Origin of the sequence: Pseudomonas sp. Root329 (assembly GCF_001424925.1) — a bacterium.
Classification (GTDB): domain Bacteria; phylum Pseudomonadota; class Gammaproteobacteria; order Pseudomonadales; family Pseudomonadaceae; genus Aquipseudomonas; species Aquipseudomonas arabinosi.
This window is the reverse complement of the sequence record NZ_LMCV01000017.1, coordinates 1-18,384: the sequence shown is the minus strand read 5'-3', so window position 1 is coordinate 18,384 and position 18,384 is coordinate 1. Positions and strand designations below refer to the sequence as shown.

The window sequence follows — 18,384 nt, the reverse complement described above, 5'->3', positions numbered from 1 at the left end:
GGATGTGGGCAAGGAGTTCCATGGACAATAACGCGCATACCTTCAACACCTTCTGGTCAGGCCAGGTTCCGTTCATTGCCTCCTTTGCAGTGCAACAATTACGTCTCTGGGTCAGTAGCAATCCGTGGTTTACCGGCCAGGAATACAACGAGTGGTTTGACCTGCCGCGCGGCACCCTGGACAGCCTTCAATCGGATTACCAACAGCAATGGGGCGAACTCGGCCAGCAACTGCTGACCGGTCAGCCATTCAGCTTCGACGATCGACGTTTTTCCAGCGGCAACTGGAGCCAGCCACTGTTCGGCTCGCTCGCTGCGTTTTACTTGCTCAACGCAGGGTTTCTGCTGAAGCTGCTCGACAAGTTAGCGATCCCGGACAAAAAGCCGCGTCAGCGCCTGCTCTATCTGGTGGAACAAGCCATCGCCGCCGGAGCGCCGAGCAACTTTCTGGCCAGTAATCCCGATGCGCTGCAACGGGTCGTCGATACCCAGGGAAGCAGCCTCCTCACCGGCCTGCTGCACCTGGCCAGCGACCTGCAAGAAGGCAAGATGCGCCAGTGCGACGCCGGCGCATTCAAAGTCGGTGTCGATCTCGCCAACACCCCAGGCGAAGTGGTCTTCGAGAACGAACTCTTCCAGCTGATTCAGTATTACCCGCAAAGCGAAACCCAGTACCGGCGCCCGGTGTTTGTCGTGCCGCCGTCAATCAACAAGTACTACATTCTCGACTTGCGCCCGGACAACTCGATGGTTGCCCATCTGTTGAAGCAAGGGCACCCGGTGTTTCTGATGTCGTGGCGCAACTTTGACCAGGAACACGCTGGCACCACCTGGGATGACCTGATCGAAACCGGCATCATCAAAGGCCTGCAAGTGACCCGCGAGATCAGCGGCGAGCAGCGGCCCAATTGCGTCGGCTTCTGCATCGGCGGCACCTTGTTGAGTTCGGCGCTGGCCGTCCTGGCGGCGCGCGGCGACCGCGAGATTGGCAGCGTGAGCCTGTTGACCACCTTCCTCGACTACCTCGATACCGGCCCCATCGACATCTTCGTCGACGAACAATTGGTGGCCTACCGCGAGCGCACCATCGGCGGCCAGGATGGCCCCATCGGCCTGTTCAAGGGCGAGGACATGGGCAATACCTTCTCGCTGTTGCGCCCCAACGACTTGTGGTGGAACTACAACGTCGACAAATACCTCAAGGGCCAGAAACCGATCCCCCTTGACCTGCTGTTCTGGAACAACGACAGCACCAACCTCCCGGGCCCGATGTACTGCTGGTATTTGCGCCACACCTATCTGCAGAACGACCTGAAATCCGGTGAGCTGGACTGTTGCGGGGTCAAGCTGGACCTGCGCGCCATCGATGCTCCGGCGTACATCCTCGCCACCCATGACGATCACATCGTGCCGTGGAGAAGCGCTTACGCCAGCACCGAGTTGCTCTCCGGGACCAAGCGTTTTGTGCTGGGCGCCTCAGGGCATATCGCCGGAGTGATCAACCCGCCGGCCAAGGAAAAGCGCCACTACTGGACCAACAACCGGGTCACCAAAAACCCGGAAACCTGGTTCAAGAACGCCCAGCAACATTCCGGTAGCTGGTGGAATGACTGGTTCGTCTGGCTGGCTGAACAGTCTGGCGAACGCCAGCCCTCGGTACTGCATACCGGCAACGCGCAATACCCGGCGATCGAGTCGGCACCGGGGCGTTATGTGATGCAGTGATCGACAACCCCGCGCGATAACCACTATCGCGCGGGGGCTCGCTCTTCACTCATCTCCGTAAAAACAGCACATACGCTCAATATCCTCGCGGCAATCCCGGCAACCATGTCCTCCTCACTCACACCGTAAGGACATCGTCATGGCCATCGCAAAAGCTGTTCCAGGCAAAACCCTGCTGACCCCGACCGACCACACGCTGATCATGATCGATCACCAGTCGCAAATGTCCTTTGCGACCAAGTCGATCGACGCCGTCACCCTGCGCAACAACGCAGCACTGGTGGCCAAGGCCGCACGCGGCTTCAAGGTCTCGACCATCCTGACCACCGTCGCCGAGAAGAGTTTTTCCGGTCCGATCTTCGACGAAATCAAATCGGTGTTCCCGGAACACAACGTCATCGACCGTACCAGCATGAACACCTGGGAAGACGAGCGCATCGCTGTCGAAGTCAACGCTGCCGGCAAACAGAAAATCGTCCTGGCCGGTCTTTGGACGTCCGTGTGCATCGTTGGCCCGGCGCTGTCGGCGATCGACCAGGGTTTCGAGGTGTACGTGATTGCCGATGCCTGCGGCGACGTCACCACCGAAGCCCATGAAATGGCCATGCAGCGCATGATCCAACTCGGTGCTCGCCCCATGACATCCCTGCAATACCTGCTTGAACTGCAGCGGGACTGGGCTCGCAGCGAGACTTACGAGGAAACCGTGAAAACCTCGATTGCCAATGGCGGTGCCTACGGTCTGGGCCTGATCTATGCCAAGTCCATGTTCGGTGCCTCGGAAGGCCATTAAGCGCCGTCTAAAAACAAGCGACTCCGGACATTCTGGAGTCGCTGTCCTCATGATGAGTGAGCCATGAAGCTTTCCGCGCAAGACCTTAAACTCGCGCTGCCGTTCTGGGTGTCGGTGCTGTTCGCGGACTCGGCCGGGGCCGCTCTGGCTGACGAATTGACTCAGCCCCCCCAAGGGTTTCTGGACGGTGCATCGCTGTCGGTGCTCAGCCGAAATTTCTACCTCAACAGTGACTATCGCTCACCCTCGCCTGCGGGCAAAAATTATAAACAGGAATGGGCTCAAGGCTTTATCGCCGCTTTTAAATCCGGATTCACACCCGGCACATTTGGATTTGGCCTGGATGCCCATGGGTTTCTGGGGCTCAAGCTCGATGGCGGTAAGGGTCATTCCGGGACAGGACTGCTGCCAGTGGATGCTGATGGCCGCAGTGAAGAAAACTACTCCAGCGGCGGCGCGGCGTTGAAAATCAAGGCCTCCCGAACCACAGTGGCCTTCGGTGAAATGATGGTGGAAACCCCGGTGTTCGATACCGCGGACAAACGCCTGCAACCGGAGTACGCCACGGGTTTTTTGCTCGACAGCCGTGAAATCGACGGTATGAATCTGGTGGCCGGCCACTTCACCGCGTTCAAGAACCAGGACAGCTCTTCAAGCAAGGACGACTTTTACGGCTACGGCGCCAACACCGAGGCGGGTGGTATCTCGTTTCTCGGCGCCGACCTGTTCACCCAGAGTCCCGTCGGAGGGGCGCTCTACGCTTCCGAGCTGACCGACACCTGGCATCAGTACTACGGCAACCTGCACCTGAAACAATCCGGCATGTTTCTCGACGCCAATGTCTATCACACGCAGGACACCGGCCAGGCGCTGGCCGGCGCCATCGACAACACCGCATTCAGCCTATCGGGCAAATACACTCAAGATGCCCATGCGTTTACGCTGTCCTATCAAAAAATCAATGGCGACACGCCCTTCGATTTTGTCGGTGGCGACTCCATTTACCTCGCAAACTCGATCAAGTACGCCGACTTCAACGGCGCCCATGAACGTTCCTGGCAAGCACGCTACGACCTCGACCTGGGCCCCTACGGATTTCCCGGGCTGAACTTCATGACCCGTTATGTGAAAGGCAGCCAGATCGACGGCACCCATGCGCCCAAGGGTGGAGCCTACAACCCGTTCGACGAGACGCTCGGTGAGTACGTCCCTCAACAAGGGGACGGCGGGCGGCATTGGGAGCGGGACATAGACCTGCGCTACATCGTGCAATCCGGGTCGGCCAAGGGCTTGTCCCTGCAACTGTCCCATGTGTCGCACCGGGCCAATAGCGCACAGGCCGGCGATGATATCGACAGGATCTACGTCATTATCCAGTACCCGCTGAGCTTCGGGCACTTATGACAAAAATGGCGGAAGGCAGCCGGAGTCGAACCTGCCCGGGAACGGATGCCGTCCCCAACCGGGTTTGAAGCCCGGCCGCGCCACCGGGCGCGATTGCCTTCCTTGAAGTCAGTGCTCGGTGCGTTGGGCCAAGGCATTGTCGAGACGGATGTGGCGCTTGTCGCCAAACCGTCGCGTCAGGCCGAGCCGGTCGAAGTATTCAAGAATCTGGATGCTGCGCTTGCGACCCAGGCCCACTGCATCACGAAACGCCGTGACCTGAATCACCGGGTTTTGCGCGGCCAGTTGCACAAGCATAGCCGCCAATCGGCGGATCATCGTGTCGGTGTAGAACAGGTCACGGACGACTTGATGCAACAATCCCAACCTCGCCATTTTGCACAGCAGCAAGCGCACGACCGCCTCGTCATGGTCAAGGTCGCGCACCCACGGCGGATCAAAACCAGACTGTTCGAACAACGGTTGCAAGTGTTGCCACAGGGCTTCGTCGTCTTCGCTCAAACGCACCTGATGATCGGGCAAATGCAGCCATGGCCCGCTGGCGGCAATGGCACCGCTGGCGAGTAATTCGTCGAGCAGGCTGATGAACGTCGGACGGTCCAGCGCTGTGCCCGTGAACCGTCGGAGGCGATCCCGGTCCGGGCCCATTTGATCCGGTTCCAGTTGATGAAAACGTGCGAGGTGTTCCAGCAATGGCGCTTTCAGTGCTTCCCATCGGACCGCACTGAACAGCAACGGACCTTGGCGAGTGTCGATCAGGCGCATGTCATCGGGCAAAACCCACGTGTTGCGGGGGCGGTTGAACTGACGCTCAAGACGCTGTGGATCGAGCCCGGTGTCGCTGTTGGCCAATAACGCCGGCAGGCTGTCTTCCAACTCTTTGCGTGTGGCGAGGGCGTGTAGCTGCGCCAGCCGCTCGGGACTTCGGCGTTGTCGGGTCGGTGCAAACGGGTCGAGCACCCGCGCGCCACCGAGGGTGCGTTGGGCGCTCTGGTCACGCAGGATCAACGGATCACCCTTCACGGCCTGCACTGGCCTATTCAGCAGCAGTTGCGCGAACATCCGTTCACCCGGCGCCAGGCGGGCGCCTTCCAGCAACGCCACCCGCCCGGTCACGTCCTGAGTCCCCACGTGAACGTGCACAGGCTGAAAGTGCTCGAAGGCTTTGGGTTCGCTGGCCAACAATTGCAGATCGATATCCACTCGCTGGGTCGGCGCGTACAGCCACTCGGCCGACAGCCACTGACCGCGATGGATCTGCTCCAGGGCCAAGCGTTCGGCACTCAGGTTCAACGCCACTCGCTGTCCGGCCATTGCGATCTCGGCAGCCTGACTTTGCGCATGCAGGCCGCGCACGCGAACGGGTTTGTTCAGCGGGCCGAGCATCAGCGTATCGCCCACGGCCACCACGCCAGACAACGCAGTGCCGGTCACCACGATACCGACGCCGGCCACGCTGAAGGCACGATCAATCGCCAGGCGAAAACCGCCGGTGGTGCTGCGTTGAAGGACTTCACGTTGCGCCACGAGCAAAGCCTGTCGCAGCGTCTCGACGCCCTCCCCGGTCACACTTGACAGCGCAATCTGCGGCGCGTTGGCATAGGGGCCCGGAGCCAGCAATGTCTGGATCTGATCGCGAACGGCTTGCACTCTGGACGGTTCGACGCGGTCGCATTTGCTGATCGCCACCAGCGCTCGAGGGATGCCTAGCAGTTCAACGATGGCCAGGTGTTCGCGGGTCTGCGGCATGACGCCATCGTCGGCCGCGACCACCAGCAACACCAGATCAATGCCCTGAGCCCCCGCCAGCATGTTGTGGGTGAAGCGCTCATGACCGGGCACATCGATAAAACCGGTCAGGGGCGCATGCGGTTCCAGCGCCGCGTAAAGGTAGCCGAGGTCGATGGTCATGCCGCGTTCACGCTCTTCCCGACGCCGGTCGCCGAGCAGGCCGGTCAGTGCCTGGAGCAAGGCAGTCTTGCCGTGGTCGATGTGCCCTGCGGTGCCGACGATCACTCTACGGTTCCTGCAATTTGATCGAGTTGCGCCAGCCACGCCGGTTCATCGTCCAGTTGCCGCAGGTCCAGCCACAACGCATCGTCATCAATGCGCCCGAGCACCGGAATCGGCAACGCACGCAGGGCCGCCTCCAGATCGTGCAGCCGCCGTCCGCGAAGACGTTTGGACGCGCACGGTCGCAGGCATAACGCCGCACTCGGCAAGCGCGCCACCGGTTGGCTGCCGCTGCCGATCATGCCCAGCGCCGGTACTGCGCTGACGCTCCAGCCGTCGCCCAAGACTTTGGCCAGCGAGGGTTGCAGGCGCTCAGCCTGGGCGAGGATGTCTGCCTGTGCTCGGGTCAGCAGGCGCAAACTCGGCAGCCGCTCGGCCAGTCGATCAGGATCGCGATACAGGCCCAACACCGCTTCGAGGGCGGCCAGGGTCAGTTTGTCGACCCGCAAGGCACGCTTGAGTGGATTCTTTTTGATCTTCGCAATCAGGTCTTTGCGGCCGACGATTAATCCGGCCTGAGGACCGCCGAGTAATTTGTCGCCGCTGAAGGTGACGATGTCGGCGCCATCGCTCAGCGCCTGGCGCACCGTCGGCTCGGCGGGCAAGCCCCAGCGCGTCAGGTCCAGCAGGCTGCCGCTGCCGAGGTCTTCAAGCAACGGCAAACCGTGTTTATGCGCGAGTTGCGCCAACTCGGCGGTCGGCACCCGCGCGGTGAAGCCTTCGATGTTGTAGTTGCTCGCATGGACGCGCATCACCAAACCGCTGCGTGGGCTGATCGCGGCTTCGTAATCGCGGGCATGCGTGCGATTGGTGGTGCCGACTTCGTGGAGCCTGACCCCGGCTCTGGCCATGATGTCGGGAATGCGGAAGGCGCCACCGATTTCGATCAGTTCGCCGCGGGAAATGATGCCTTCCTTGCGCGCGCCCAGGCTGTTGAGCGTCAGCAATACAGCGGCGGCGTTGTTGTTGACCACCGTCACCGCCTCGGCGCCGGTCAGCTCGCGGATCAGGCCTTCGATCAGGTCATCACGGTCGCCGCGCTTGCCGCTGTGCAGGTCGAATTCCAGATTGAGCGGATAACGGGCCGCCCTCTGCACGGCGTCGATGGCTTCCTCCGGCAACAACGCTCGCCCCAGATTGGTGTGCAGCACCGTGCCGGTGAGATTGAACACCCGGCGCACGTTGCTGCGATGCTGAGTGGCCAAGCGTTCACCCGCCCTGCCGGCTAACGCTTCGGGTGCGATTTCAATGGCGTCGAGTTGCCCTGAAAGCACCGGTTCACGCAAGTCATCGAGCAATTGGCGCAAATTGGCCAGCAATGCGTCACGCCCATAACGCTCGGCCAGCGGTTGGCAGGCGGGATGGCGCAGCAAACTGTCGATGGAAGGCAGCCGCAGAGCTTGGCTGGCGGATCTGGAAGACATCAGGCGCTCCCGCAAACGTTGACCGTCGCGCCTGAGTGTAGCCGCTGGGTTTAAAGGGAGCGCTCAGTCACCTCCGGGTGCCAGCAACAGATTAGGCGCCGGACGCTGGTAGCCTTCCTGCTCCAGGCGCATGTCCAGCAGCAGGCTGGTCAGGTCCGTCGAGAGCGCTTCGGCCTCGGCGTCGTTTTCCAGGTAAAGCAGCTTCAGATAGCTATGGCAGCCAGGACAGACCTCCGCGCGTAACGGTGCCTGATTGGCGGCGTGGCGGTCGTCATCGAGGCTGACGTATTCAAGGCCTTTGCTTTGTTCGCAATACACGCATTTGACCCGCACCACATGCCATTCGCAGGCACACAGCGAGCACACCAGATATCGCAAGCCGTTGTACTTGCCGCGATGGCGAATCACCCCGGCCATGGCCGGCGAACCGCAGGCCGGGCATTGACTGAGACTGTCGCCGGGCTTCAGCGCAAGGTCCGGCGTGCCCAACAACCAATGACTCCAGGCCACCTGCAACGCCGCGCCGAGAAACGGCACCACGGCGGCGGGCAGCAAGGTGAACTGGCCGCTGACCAGCGCAATCGCCCAGGCCTTGAGTTGCCCGACGTGGGTGCTGCGCAAAGTCGCCACGGTTTTTTCCACGGCAGGTTGCGGCGGTGGCTGGTAACGCTGCAATAGCGCTTCGAGGAACGGCAGCCAATCGTCTTCGCGCACCAGACTGTCGGCGGCGAACGGCGGCAAACCGTGTTGCTGGCACACTCGCAGGCGTTCGGCATCGGGCATGGCGGCCACGGGCGGATCATCCATCACACACTGCTGCACGTGGCACAGGCCGGTTACCAGCCGCAGGTAATCGGCCAGTGGATGGCCGTCGACCAGACGCTCCAGTCGCAACGCGCGCAAGGTGAACAAGTTGTTCGGTGGCAGGTAGAGAAACGGCGGTGAACTCGCCGCCGCTTCGATCTCGCCAGGCTCAAGAATCGTCGCCAAGGGGGTTATCCTTTTTTGCTGATCGGCCGGTCGGGGTGCTCGTCGCGGGTCACTTCGCGGTACCAGAGTTCATGGTGTTTTTTCGCCCAGGCGCGGCTGACCCAGCCATGCAACATGGCGTTGACCGAGCCTTTGATCCAGATCCCGGCATAGATGTGCACGATGATGCTCAGCACCAGCACAAAACCCGCCAACGCATGCAGCAGCATCGCACATCGAATCGTTGTAATGCCGAAGTACTCGCTGAAATACGCACGCCAGATCACCAGCCCGCTGAACAGCAGCACCAGCATGCAAATCAGCAAAGTCCAGAACAGCAGCTTCTGCCCAGGGTTGTACTTGCCGATGGGTGGCACGCCCTCCTCCTCGTTCTTGATCACCCGCCCGACTCGCCTCAGCCACAACCGATCGTTGCTGATAAAAAAGTTCGCGCGCCAGAAACGGATTACCAGCCCGAGGAACAGCACAAACATCACCACGCCCATGAACGGATGCAGGATGCGAGTCCACGGCCCACCGCCAAACAGGTTGCTGAGCCAGAACAGTGCCGGATGGAATAACGCCAGCCCCGACAGTGCCGCCATCAGAAACAGAATCGCCACCAGCCAATGGTTAGTGCGCTGGTTTGATGTGTAGCGAAGGATCGGTTTGTCGTTCATGGCCTGTCCTGCCCCTTCGGATCATAGGTGTGCACCGATGGATCGATTTCATGCACGGCGGGATCGGGGATGGTCGGGTGTTCGTCCTCCTCGACCAGCTGCGGCCCGATGCGCACGTAGTGGAAGAACCCGGCCAGCACCGCCAAGCCCATGGCCAGCAACCCAAAGGGTTTGCTCACGCCTTTCCACAGCTCCACCAGCGGACTGATAGTCGGTTGGTCCGGCAGGCCGGCATACAACCGGGGCTCATCGGCATGGTGCAGCACATACATCACGTGAGTACCGCCGACGCCACTCGGGTCGTACAGACCCGCGTGTTCGAAGCCACGGCTCTTGAGGTCGACGATCCTTTCGGCCGCGTGTTCTTTCATGTCGTCTTTGGTGCCGAACACAATGGCGCCCGTCGGACAGGTTTTGACGCAGGCCGGCTCCAGCCCCACCGCCACCCGGTCCGAGCACAACGTGCATTTGTAGGCCTTGTGATCCTTTTGCGAGATCCGCGGGATATTGAACGGGCATCCGGTGATGCAATACCCGCAGCCGATGCAATGATCCTGGTCGAAATCGACGATGCCGTTGGCGTGCTTGATGATCGCCCCCGGACTCGGGCACGCCGCCAGGCAACCGGGCTCGGCGCAGTGCATGCAGCCGTCCTTGCGAATCAGCCACTCCAGATTGCCGGCGTCGGTTTCGTGCTCGGTGAAGCGCATCAAGGTCCAGGTATCTGCGCTCAGGTCTTGAGGGTTGTCGTAGGTGCCGAGGTTGTGGCCGACGTCGTCACGCAGCTCGTTCCATTCCGAACAGGCGACCTGACAAGCCTTGCAACCAATGCACTTGGTGGTGTCGATCAGCTTGGCCACTTCCTCTTGATTGCGTACCGAGGACGGGACGGTCGTGGTGGCCGAACGGGCGATGATGTCTTGGCTGGCCATTTAGACTTTCTCCACGTTGACCAGGAATGACTTGGATTCCGGGGTCTGAGTGTTGCCATCGCCGAGGAACGGCACCAAGGTGTTGGTCAGGTAACCGTGGCGCGTGAGCCCGGTAAAACCCCAGTGCAGCGGGATACCGATCTGGTGCACCACCTGATTGTTGACCTGCAACGGTCGAATCCGCTTGGTCACCACCGCCACCGCTTCGATATGCCCGCGCTTGGAACTGACACGGACCCGGTCGCCGGCCACGATGCCTTTCTCCTTGGCCAGCACTTCACCGATTTCGACGAACTGCTCGGGTTGGGCAATCGCATTGAGCTTGCAATGCTTGCTCCAGAAGTGGAAATGCTCGGTCAGCCGGTAGCTGGTCGCGGCATACGGATAGTCCTTGGCCACGCCTAAGGAATCCCATACCGAATCGAAGATCCGCGCCGCCGGGTTGCTGGTGGCTTTCTTGTTTTCCGGGTGCAACGGGTTGATGCCGATCGGCGTTTCGAACGGCTCGTAATGCTCAGGGAAAGGCCCTTCGTTCATCTTGTCGACGGCAAAGAACCGCGCCACGCCTTCGGGGTTCATGATGAACGGATTCATCCCGGCTTCCGGTGGCGAGTCGGCCTTGAAGTCCGGCACATCGGTGCCGCCCCAGACTTTGCCGTTCCACCACACCAGGCGTTTTTTCTCGTCCCACGGCTTGCCTTGCGGGTCGCACGAAGCGCGGTTGTAGAGAATCCGTCGGTTCGCCGGCCAGGCCCAGGCCCAGCCCTGATGTTGCTTCATGCCATACGGGTCGCTGTTGTCACGCCGGGCCATCTGGTTGCCCGCTTCAGTCCAGCTGCCGCAGAAAATCCAGCAACCGGAAGCCGTACTGCCGTCGTCCTTGAGCTGGCCAAAACCGGCCAGTTGCGCGTTGCCCTTGATCGCCGCGCCGGTAGCGTCGGTGAAGTCAGCGGTGGCATAGCCGTTGATTTCCTTGGCCAGTTCTTCCGGCGAAGGCTCCTCGGCAATTTTGTACGGCCAGGACAGTTTCAGGATCGGCTCGGCATAAGCGCCGCCGTTGGCCTGGTAACGCTGGCGCAGACGGATAAACAGCTCGCTCATGATCCGCACATCGGTGCGCGCTTCGCCCGGACCGTCGGCGCCTTTCCAGTGCCATTGCAACCAGCGGCTGCTGTTGACCAGCGAGCCGTCTTCTTCGGCGAAACAGGTGGTGGGCAGGCGAATCACTTCGGTCTGGATGCCGGCCGTTTCGACATCGTTGTACGGTCCGACATTGCGCCAGAACTCCGAGGTCTCGGTGGACAGCGGGTCCATCACCACCAGCCACTTCAGCTTGGCCAGCGCCGCCATCACCCGGTTTTTGTCTGGCAACGCGGCGATGGGGTTGAAGCCCTGGCACATGTAGCCATTGACCTTGCCCTGGCCCATCAGGTCGAACACTTTGAGGATGTCGTAGTTCGGGATGTCCAGTTTTGGCAGATAGTCATAAGCCCAACGGTTTTCAAGCGTGGCATTCGCGCCGTACCAGGCTTTCATCAGGCTGACGTGGAACTTGCCGTAGTTCTGCCAATAGGACAGCTGCCCCGGCCGCAACGGTTTTTGCGTGCGTTTGACGATGTAGGCGTTGTAATCCTGCTCCGCATCCTGCGGCAAGGTCAGGTAGCCCGGCAGTGAATTGGACAGCAAACCGAGGTCGGTCAGCCCCTGAATGTTGGAGTGCCCGCGCAAGGCATTGACACCTCCGCCCGGCATGCCGACGTTGCCCAGCAGCAATTGCACCATCGCCGCGCTGCGAATGATCTGCGAACCGATCGAGTGCTGCGTCCAGCCCAGCGCGTAGAGAATCGTCATGGTCTTGCCCGGTTGCGAGCAGGTGGCGATTTCTTCCCAGATCTTCTGCATGGCATCCACCGGCATGCCGCAAATCTGGCTCGCCAGTTCGATGTTGTAGCGGCTGTAATGGGTCTTCATTAATTGATAGACGCAGTGCGGGTCTTGCAGGGTCGGGTCGACCTTGACGAAGCCGTCATCACCGAGTTCATAACCCCAGCCGGACTTGTCCGTGTAGCTGCGTTTGGCCGCGTCGTAGCCGCTGAAGATCCCGTCTTCGAAGCCATAACCGGCTTTGACGATGAACGACACGTCGGTGTAATTGCGCACGTACTCGTGCTGGATCTTGTCTTCGGTCAGCAGGTAGTTGATCAGCCCGCCCATGAAGGCGATGTCGGTGCCGGTGCGAATCGGCGCGTAATAGTCGGCCACCGAGGCGGTCCGGGTAAAACGCGGATCGACCACGATCAAGCGTGCCTTGTTGTGCGCCTTGGCTTCGGTCACCCATTTGAAGCCGCACGGGTGCGCTTCTGCTGCGTTGCCGCCCATTACCAGGATCAGATTCGCGTTACCGATATCGGTCCAGGTATTGGTCATGGCACCACGGCCGTACGTCGGGGCAAGACTTGCCACCGTCGGGCCGTGTCAGACACGCGCCTGGTTATCAAACCCCAGCATGCCGAGACTGCGAACCACTTTGTGGGTGATGTAACCCGCTTCGTTGGACGCCGCCGAGGCCGCGAGGAAACCGGTGGTCAGCCAGCGGTTTACCATTTGGCCCTGGGCATTCTTCTCGATGAAGTTGGCGTCGCGGTCGGCCTTCATCAGGTCGGCGACGCGATCGAGCGCTTCATCCCAGGAAATGCGCGTCCACTCGGTGGTGCCGGGCTTGCGCACCTGCGGGTACTGCAGGCGACCGGGGCTGTGAATGAAGTCCAGCAGGCCGGCGCCTTTGGGGCACAGGGTGCCGCGGTTGACCGGGTGGTCGGAATCGCCTTCGATGTGGATGATGTTTTGCGCGACATTCTTGGCGGCATCGCCCTGGCTGTACATGATCACGCCACAGCCGACCGAGCAGTACGGGCAGGTGTTGCGGGTTTCATGGGTGTGGGCAAGCTTGAAGTGGCGCACCTGCTCGGCGAAGGCAGTCGCGGGGGCCATGCCCAGCGCGCCGAGGCTCGAGCCCGCAAGGCCGATACCAGCGACCTTGAAGAACTGACGACGGTTGAGGTCCATCGTGCACTCCTGTCAGGTGGAGACCCGGTAGTTTTGCCGGGTTTTTCTGGACAATCACGGTTGCGGCAGTCTGGCTGCCGACACTTAAAACTGTAGACAATGTTAGAACTGACTGTGTGAAAACCGACCATCGGGCAATACCTTGTGGGAGCAAGCTCGCTCCCACAGGTCCTTGGCGTTTATCATTGCCCCACGTTCAACCACGCTTTTTATGAGACTGAGCATGACTTTCGATTTTGATCAGGTGTTCGACCGCCACAACACCGGCAGTACCAAATGGAGCCGTTACCCGGCCGACGTGTTGCCGATGTGGGTGGCCGACATGGACTTCTCCGCACCGCCGGTGATCATCCAGGCCCTGCAAAAACGTCTGGAACACCCGATGCTCGGCTACAGCGTGGCCCAGGATGACTTGCGCGATGCCATCGTCGCCGATCTGTGGAACAAGTACGCCTGGCGCGTATTGCCTGAGGAACTGATTTTCCTGCCGGGCGTGGAGTCGGGGTTCAACATGGCGCTGAATGCGCTGGTCCAGCCGCAGCAGAACGTCGTGGTTCAGGTCCCGAACTACCCGCCGCTGCGTCATGCGCCGGGTCACTGGGGATTGAACAAGGTTGAACTCGAATTCGACGCGTTGGCGGACGGCACTTACGCCACGCCACTCGATGCCTTGAATCAGGCGCTGACCGGTGGCGGTGCGCTGCTGCTGAGCAACCCGCACAACCCGGTGGGCAAAGTCTTCCCGCGAGAAGAACTGCAAGCGGTCGCCGACATCTGTCTGGAGCACGAAGCCTGGATCATCTCTGACGAGATTCATGCCGAGCTGTGTTTCGACGGTCGGGTGCACATTCCGACGGCTTCCCTGAGCCCGGAAATCGCCAAGCGCACCATCACGCTGATGTCGGCGAGCAAGGCCTACAACATCGCCGGTCTGAAAACATCGTTCATGATTATTCAGGACTCGGCTTTGCGTGCAAAGGTCAACCACGCCCGCTGCGGCATGGTCGACAGCGTCAACCCGTTGGGCATGGAAGCGACGCGCGTCGCCTACAGCGAAGGCGGCCCTTGGCTGGCCGGGTTGAAGGCTTATCTGCAAAGCAATCGGGATTATCTGGTGGAAGCGGTCAATACCCGACTGCCGGGTGTGACCATGAATATCCCGCAAGGCACGTATCTGGCGTGGCTCGATTGCTCGGCGCTGGGACTGGATAACCCTCAGCAGTTTTTCCTTGAGCAAGCCAAGGTCGGGTTGAGCCCTGGTCTGGATTTCGGTGATGACAGCAAACAGTTCGTGCGTCTGAATTTCGGCTGCCCACGGGCATTGCTGGAAGAAGGCATCGCGCGGATGGAGCGCAGTTTGCTCAATCGCAACGCCTGACACATCCCCTGTGGGAGCGAGCTTGCTCGCGATGGCGTCACAACAGTCAGCATTTATGTCAACTGATACTCCGCCATCGCGAGCAAGCTCGCTCCCACAGGGGTCTAGTGTGTTTTCCAGAGTGTCGCAAGCGCTCTGAAATCCAACCGAACTCAAGGCAAAACACCAGGGTCAACCCTTTGACTCTTCTGCCTTGCGAACGGAGATTTCCCAATGACTGCCTATCCAAAACCACCCTTCCCGAAACAAAGCCAACCCGTCCCCGGGTCCCAAAAGAAAATGGACCCGTACCCCGACTGTGGCGAACAAAGCTACAAGGGTTCAGGCCGACTGGACGGCAAGATTGCCCTGATCACCGGCGCCGACAGTGGCATCGGTCGCGCCGTAGCGATCGCCTTCGCCCGTGAAGGCGCGGACGTCGCCGTCGCCTACCTCAATGAACATGAAGACGCGCAGGAAACCGCACGCTGGGTCGAACAGGCCGGCCGGCAGTGCCTGTTGCTTCCCGGAGACCTGGCGCAGAAAACCCAATGCCAGGCGCTGGTGGACAAGACGGTCGAACGCTTCGGCCGGATCGATGTGCTGGTCAACAACGCCGCGTTCCAGATGACCCACGAACACTTCGAGGACATCCCGGACGAAGAATGGGTGATGACCTTCGACGTCAACATCACCGCCATTTTCAGGCTCTGTCAGGCCGCGTTGAAGCACATGAAACCCGGCAGTTCGATCATCAACACCAGCTCGGTCAATTCCGACATGCCCAAACCGACCCTGCTGCCTTACGCCACCACCAAAGGCGCAATTGCCAACTTCACCGCTGGCCTGGGGCAGATGCTGGGGCCGAAGAACATTCGGGTGAACTGCGTGGCACCGGGGCCGATCTGGACGCCGCTGATTGTCTCGACCATGCCCGATGAAGAAGTGCAGAACTTTGGTGGTCAGACCCCGCTCGGCCGGCCGGGTCAACCGGTGGAAGTGGCGCCGATTTATGTGTTGCTGGCGTCGGATGAGGCCAGTTACATCACGGGGCAGCGCTATGGAATCACCGGTGGCAAGCCGATGCTTTAAGTTGAACCCGGGTTGCTGGTGCTGGTCACCCTCCTGGTCTCAATGATCCTGCTATGGTTCAACGTATTGACGCCTGAATACCTGCGCGCGACCGTCGGTTGATCGCCAAAGGCTCTACATAGCGGCACGCACCCGACGAGTACCGAGCATGAGTTTCATTTTGTGGGTGGCAGTGTTGGGGGCGGTGCTGCTGACGCTGGCACTGACGTCGTCGTACCTGCGATGGATGCCGGTGACTACGTCGGCGGTGTGCCTCGTGCTGGGTATAGCCATCGGGCCCGCGGGGTTCGGGCTGTTGAAACTGGACACCGATGATGCGTCCACTTGGATGGAGCACCTGACGGAAGTCGCGGTGCTGTTTTCGTTGTTTGTCTGTGGTTTGAAGTTGCGCTTGCCGCTCAGGAACAAAAACTGGCGCATTGCCTACGGTCTGGCCGGCCCGGTCATGGTGTTGACCATTGCCGGTGTCAGCCTGTTGCTGCATTACGGTTTCGAATTGTCCTGGGGCGTATCCGTGTTGGTTGGCTCGATTCTGGCGCCCACCGACCCGGTGCTCGCCGCCCTGGTGCAGGTCAACGACGCCCGGGATGACGACAGCGTGCGCTTCGGGCTGTCGGGTGAAGCCGGGCTCAATGACGGGATCGCCTTCCCGTTTGTCATCCTCGGCCTGCTGCTGGTGCAACACGACGGCAACCCCGGCTGGCTGAGCGACTGGGTGCTGCACAGTCTGTTATGGGCAGTCCCGGCCGGTTTGCTCACCGGCTACTGGATGGGACGCGGCATTGGCCGCCTGACCTTGTTGATGCGCATCAAAAATGACGACAGCACCCTTTCTCCGAATGATTACCTCGCCCTCGCCTTGATTGCCCTGGCGTATGTCGGGGCCGAGTCGATTCACGGTTACGGCTTTTTGTCGGTGTTCGCCGCCGGCCTGGGTTTGCGCCACGAAGAAGTCAAATCCACGGGCAACGACGAGCTTCCTGCCGAGCATCTTGTTCAACCGGTTGTGGGACATCAGAACGTCGAGCCGCAACATGCGGTTCACGGTGATACCGCAAGCCTTGAAGACACTCAGGTCGCGGCGGGCATCATGATGGGCGACATGCTCGCCTTTGGCAGTCTGGTGGAACGGGCCATGGAGGTCTTTCTGGTGACGCTGCTCGGCGTGGTGCTGATGGCGCATTGGGACTGGCGTGCGTTGCCGATCGCTGGCGTGTTGTTTTGTCTGATACGGCCACTGAGCGTCGTCGCTATGCCTTGGCGCAGTTTGCTCAACGGGCGCCAGCAAATGTTGATTGGCTGGTTCGGCATACGCGGCATCGGCAGTCTGTATTACCTGTTTTATGCCCTGAACCATGGGTTGGGCGATTCGATTGCAACGTTATGTACCGACCTGACGTTGTCCGTGGTCGCGCTCAGCATTCTCCTCCACGGGATCAGCACTCAACCAATCCTGGCTCGATATGAACGGCAAAAAAAACAGTTTTTTTGATTTGGCTGTGAGTATTTACGGCATGAATTATCGAATTTCTTCGCTAATAAATTTGAAATCCTTTAGCGATCCCGCAGGTCACACGTTAATCCCACCCAGCTTTTGCACGGCGGGACATGCCAGGTTCGGTTCCCCTGCGGCGTCGATACCTTTCAACAGGAACCTCGAGAAAATCAGGTGCTGGTCATGATTCACTATTCCACCTCCGATGAAATCAAAGCCTGCCGGGCCTTCGCCCTGGAACGTAATCGTCAGATGTTTGAAGAGGCCCAAGCGCTGAACCGTAGCGCCTTTGCGTTGCTCGAGGATAGCGACATGGATGTGGAACGGTTTGATCGCTATCAGGCCATGCGAAGGAAGGCCGACTTGAAGTTCGAGGAAGCGATCGAGCACTTGCGGCTGCTCAACGAAGATTTCCCGCCTGTCTCGATTTCTACGCAAAATGCTCATCGTTCGCTCCAGCAACCCGAACCCATATCCTGAACTTGAAAAGCCCGGCTCAGTCTCCGGGCTTTTTATTGTCTGAAACATCAATGCTCCACTGCGAACTGCATGAGCGAATATCCGGACTCATGCAGGCTGCATGACCTCAGTTCGCCATCAGTCACTATAACTTATTGTTTTATAAACAAGTTATCGATCCGGCAAACCGGCACGACAAATGCTCCAGGACATTGAGCGACCTGCGGCCTTGAGACCGTTCGCGCTCACCCCCTGACTATTTGAGAGACTCGACCATGAACGCCATAGACTTGTTGAAAGCCGACCATGAACGCGTAAAAGGCATCCTGACCCAATTAAGCGAATCCACCGAGCGTGGTGTTAAAAAGCGCGGCGAGTTGCTGGCCAAGCTGGAAATGGAGATCGCCATCCACACCCGTCTCGAAGAAGAAGTCTTGTACCCGGCGTACAAGAAAGCCGGGGGCAAGGAACAGGACGTCATGTATTACGAAGCCAAGGAAGAACATCGCACCGTTGATTCCCTGGTGCTGCCAGACCTGAAAGTCACCGATCCGTCCACCCCGGAATTTGCCGGTCGGGTGAAAGTGGTCAAGGAACTGCTGGAACATCACATTGAAGAAGAGGAAACCGAGATGTTCCCTCAGGCTAAAAAACTATTGGGTAAAGCCACACTTGAAGAGCTGGGTGCGCAAATGGAAAGTTTGAAAATTCAGTACAAGAAAGAAATGAGCGCAGCCAATTTGGCGGCTTGATGCTGGCGGGAACCCAAAGGCCCTGTTCACTTGAGGTTGGGGGCATATCCGTTTCTGCGGTGATGGCGGCTTAGGGTTCCGCCCTTACGGCGGGTCACTTTGGAAAAGCCCCAAAGTAACCAAAGGGCTCTTGCCCCTGTCGTTCGGTGCCTCGCCTAGGCTCGGCATGCCCTCGCTCCGGTCCTGCTCCGTGGGCCCGCCGCCATCGGCCATCCATGGCCGGG

14 protein-coding genes and 1 tRNA gene are annotated in these 18,384 nt (G+C 60.0%); 8 read left to right on the top strand and 7 right to left on the bottom strand.

Annotation, left to right across the window (positions count from 1 at the left end):
- The first annotated feature begins 20 nt into the window (after positions 1 to 20).
- The 3 genes from phaC to ASC74_RS15635 all read left to right on the top strand — a co-directional run bounded on the left by phaC (position 21) and on the right by ASC74_RS15635 (position 3,921).
- Positions 21 to 1,724 carry a class I poly(R)-hydroxyalkanoic acid synthase gene (phaC, locus tag ASC74_RS15645; RefSeq protein ID WP_056742243.1) on the top strand — a complete coding sequence of 568 codons (1,704 nt, stop codon included), beginning with the start codon at positions 21 to 23 and terminating at the stop codon, positions 1,722 to 1,724.
- A 139-nt stretch (positions 1,725 to 1,863) separates the two neighbouring features.
- A complete protein-coding gene (locus ASC74_RS15640) occupies positions 1,864 to 2,517 on the top strand; it encodes a hydrolase (RefSeq protein ID WP_056742241.1) in 654 nt (217 codons plus the stop codon).
- A 63-nt stretch (positions 2,518 to 2,580) separates the two neighbouring features.
- Positions 2,581 to 3,921 (top strand): OprD family porin, encoded by a 1,341-nt coding sequence (locus tag ASC74_RS15635; protein ID WP_056742239.1) that lies wholly within the window; start codon positions 2,581 to 2,583, stop codon positions 3,919 to 3,921.
- 6 nt (positions 3,922 to 3,927) lie between these two features.
- On the opposite strand, the gene ASC74_RS15630 is transcribed toward ASC74_RS15635, so the two are convergent.
- The 7 genes from ASC74_RS15630 to fdnG form a co-directional block, all read right to left on the bottom strand.
- Positions 3,928 to 4,023 (bottom strand) — tRNA-Sec (locus tag ASC74_RS15630).
- 6 nt (positions 4,024 to 4,029) lie between these two features.
- The gene (selB, locus tag ASC74_RS15625) at positions 4,030 to 5,937 is read right to left on the bottom strand and encodes a selenocysteine-specific translation elongation factor (RefSeq protein WP_056742237.1); all 1,908 of its coding nucleotides are present in this window, start codon (positions 5,935 to 5,937) and stop codon (positions 4,030 to 4,032) included.
- Positions 5,934 to 7,358 carry an L-seryl-tRNA(Sec) selenium transferase gene (selA, locus tag ASC74_RS15620; protein ID WP_056742235.1) on the bottom strand — a complete coding sequence of 475 codons (1,425 nt, stop codon included), beginning with the start codon at positions 7,356 to 7,358 and terminating at the stop codon, positions 5,934 to 5,936. Before selA ends, selB begins: the two co-directional genes overlap by 4 nt.
- Positions 7,359 to 7,421: 63 nt before the next feature.
- Positions 7,422 to 8,348: a formate dehydrogenase accessory protein FdhE gene (gene fdhE / locus ASC74_RS15615; protein WP_056742233.1), complete on the bottom strand. Its 927-nt coding sequence runs from the start codon at positions 8,346 to 8,348 to the stop codon at positions 7,422 to 7,424.
- A 5-nt stretch (positions 8,349 to 8,353) separates the two neighbouring features.
- Positions 8,354 to 9,007, bottom strand: a complete 654-nt coding sequence (locus ASC74_RS15610; protein WP_056742231.1) for a formate dehydrogenase subunit gamma — start codon at positions 9,005 to 9,007, stop codon at positions 8,354 to 8,356.
- Positions 9,004 to 9,939, bottom strand: a complete 936-nt coding sequence (gene fdxH, locus ASC74_RS15605; protein ID WP_056742230.1) for a formate dehydrogenase subunit beta — start codon at positions 9,937 to 9,939, stop codon at positions 9,004 to 9,006. Before fdxH ends, ASC74_RS15610 begins: the two co-directional genes overlap by 4 nt.
- Positions 9,940 to 13,005, bottom strand: coding sequence for a formate dehydrogenase-N subunit alpha (gene fdnG, locus ASC74_RS15600; protein ID WP_156400826.1), 3,066 nt, complete (start codon positions 13,003 to 13,005; stop codon positions 9,940 to 9,942).
- 223 nt (positions 13,006 to 13,228) lie between these two features.
- On the opposite strand from fdnG, the gene ASC74_RS15590 reads away from it, so the two are divergent.
- The 5 genes from ASC74_RS15590 to ASC74_RS15570 all read left to right on the top strand — a co-directional run bounded on the left by ASC74_RS15590 (position 13,229) and on the right by ASC74_RS15570 (position 18,160).
- Positions 13,229 to 14,383 (top strand): MalY/PatB family protein, encoded by a 1,155-nt coding sequence (locus tag ASC74_RS15590; RefSeq protein WP_056742226.1) that lies wholly within the window; start codon positions 13,229 to 13,231, stop codon positions 14,381 to 14,383.
- Between the two features lie 213 nt (positions 14,384 to 14,596).
- Positions 14,597 to 15,454 (top strand): SDR family oxidoreductase, encoded by an 858-nt coding sequence (locus ASC74_RS15585; protein WP_056742225.1) that lies wholly within the window; start codon positions 14,597 to 14,599, stop codon positions 15,452 to 15,454.
- Positions 15,455 to 15,602: 148 nt separating this feature from the next.
- Positions 15,603 to 16,946 carry a cation:proton antiporter gene (locus ASC74_RS15580; protein ID WP_056742223.1) on the top strand — a complete coding sequence of 448 codons (1,344 nt, stop codon included), beginning with the start codon at positions 15,603 to 15,605 and terminating at the stop codon, positions 16,944 to 16,946.
- 186 nt (positions 16,947 to 17,132) lie between these two features.
- A complete protein-coding gene (locus ASC74_RS31135; protein WP_082555830.1) occupies positions 17,133 to 17,429 on the top strand; it encodes a hypothetical protein in 297 nt (98 codons plus the stop codon).
- A 254-nt stretch (positions 17,430 to 17,683) separates the two neighbouring features.
- A complete protein-coding gene (locus ASC74_RS15570) occupies positions 17,684 to 18,160 on the top strand; it encodes a hemerythrin domain-containing protein (protein ID WP_056742219.1) in 477 nt (158 codons plus the stop codon).
- Positions 18,161 to 18,384 lie beyond the last annotated feature (224 nt).